Source organism: Mesorhizobium sp. M2A.F.Ca.ET.067.02.1.1, from assembly GCF_004023285.1.
Taxonomy (GTDB): Bacteria; Pseudomonadota; Alphaproteobacteria; order Rhizobiales; family Rhizobiaceae; genus Mesorhizobium.
In genome coordinates, this window is record NZ_RZSB01000923.1 from 1 (window position 1) to 2,069 (window position 2,069).

Genomic DNA, 2,069 nt, shown 5'->3' on the forward strand with positions numbered 1-2,069 from the left:
GTAAGGCACTGTTCACCGGAACAACAGTCAAGCCGCCGAGAAGGCATGCAAAATAGACCGTTGCGAAAACCGAACCGTTCGGCAATTGGACTCCGATCCGGTCACCTCGCCTTACCCCGCGACGCTCAAGTTGCTTCACCAGAGAAGCCGATCGGCGGGCGAGGTCTTCATACGTCGTCACTTCGCCCGTTGCGGAGTCGATGATGTAGATGCGTTCGGCGTTGTCTCTGAGGATACGAGCCAACCGTTCGGACCAAGTCTGCATCAGGATTTCCTCGGGTGGGGATTCTGTTCGGCGCCGTAATAACGGTCGAGCTGAAATCTAGCCGAGAAGGCGTCCTCTGGCTCCGCCTTCAGCGCATGTGCCAAGTCTTCAACTATGGTACGAGGAGCATTGACCTTGTCTCGTTCGCACAAGGCGATGATGAGCTTGCGCGGATCGACTCCGAACTTGCTCGAATACTCTCTGATCAAGGTCATGTAGCTTGAGTGGAACTGTGCAAATCCTGCCACAATATCGAGCGAGTTTAGCCCATCGCGGCGAATGAGCGGCTTAATGTATTTCTCGCCGATATCCATGACGCGCAACGGATCGAAGCCCATGGCCACGCCGAGTCGCTCCATGACGACGATGAACAATTCAGTGGGCGTATTTCCTGCACTACGGCCCATGCCTTGCAGGGACGTATCGACGATCGCCGCACCCAGCTCCGCCGCGCGGACCGCGTTGGCTACCCCGAGACCAAGATTGTCGTGACCATGGAAGCCTATCTTGACGTCACAAACATCGCGAACCGCGCGGAAATAGCCCTCCATGTCACGCGTTAGCATCCCCCCGGCCGAGTCTACAATGTAGACGACATCTGCACCGTATTGCTGAGATAGCAGCGCATTGCGCGCGAATTCCTCGGGCGCGGCGACGTACGATTTCATATAGTTTGCGCAGACGACCATGCCATGTTTCTTCGCTCGCTCAATAAAGTCCTTAGAATCAGGAACATCGGCGACGTCGGTTCCAACACGTATAAACCTCATGCCGAATTCGGCCGCCATATCGATTTGCTGTAGGGTCGCGACCCCGGGTATGCAGAACATCCCCCACAGGGCGCGCTTCAACGTATCTGCGGCGGCAGCCAAATAGGCCTCGTCTGTTTCCGCAGCACGGCGGTAATTTCGCTGCGACGCTCCAAGGCCAACCCCGTGTCCGATCTCGATTAGTTCGAAGCCGGCAGCTTCGAGCTGTCCAGCGATGGCGGCCGTATCGCGCGCGGTGAACTGGAAATCAATAGCATAGCTGCCGTCCCTAAGTGTCGTGTCCAGTAGGCGCAGACGTTCGCTCATTATGAAAACCTCTCAACCGGCCGAGCGCGGCATCGCCATCGTGTCGGCATCAATAAATCCGAGGGTGGGCAAGGGAGGCCCTTATAACCCATGTTGGATCGGCTGCCAGCTTCGACAGCGAGATTTGGGATGGGTTGTCAGGCCCCTGTTCATCTGGCGCGCTGGCCTTCTCGGGCAGTTGGAAAACCCGGTAGTGCGCCCCCTCCTCGGCAACGTGTCTGCCGTCGTTTAGACGCTGTGCTGGCACAAGAATGCCCGCATCCTGCAAATGTGAAGACGCCGCAGAAGATCGTGATGTCGTGGCTTGCGCTGGAGTACTCGAAGAGCGGCCCGTTAAGGTCGACATCGCCTCGGACATGGCGGTAGACCTTGCCGGGCGATTTCGGCCATCTCCTCGGAGATGCCGATCCCGTCGCTCGACCGGAAGCCGCGGCGTCCCAGTTCCACACGGACGAGGCCGTTCCGCAGCCGGCGTCCAGGATTGCGATGGCAGTTCGATGCCGGGACAAATAGGCTGTCTGCAGGCGCCCGCCAGTTCCGCCACGATTATCGGCCGCAGTACCCGTCGCGCCAGACATCCAACTCGTAGGAACTGACCCATCCGCGATACAAGTGGCGACCGGCGTCGCCGTCGAGGTATGGGAAGCCATGGTGCGCTTTAGTGCGGCCTGCTCCTGCGCCGTCTGTTGATCGAGGGTGGTGCTCATGACAGTTCCTCCGTGTAAGGC

At 58.6% G+C, this 2,069-nt stretch carries 2 protein-coding genes; both read right to left on the bottom strand.

The features are described 5' to 3' along the window. Window positions 1-265: class I adenylate-forming enzyme family protein (locus EOA28_RS33730; RefSeq protein ID WP_148671032.1), on the bottom strand; the 265-nt coding region annotated here is incomplete at its 3' end. Beyond that, entirely contained in the window at window positions 265-1,341 is a 1,077-nt protein-coding gene (gene dmpG, locus EOA28_RS33735; RefSeq protein ID WP_128315746.1) for a 4-hydroxy-2-oxovalerate aldolase, read from the bottom strand. The genes dmpG and EOA28_RS33730, both read right to left, overlap by 1 nt. Between the last annotated feature and the right edge of the window lie 728 nt (window positions 1,342-2,069).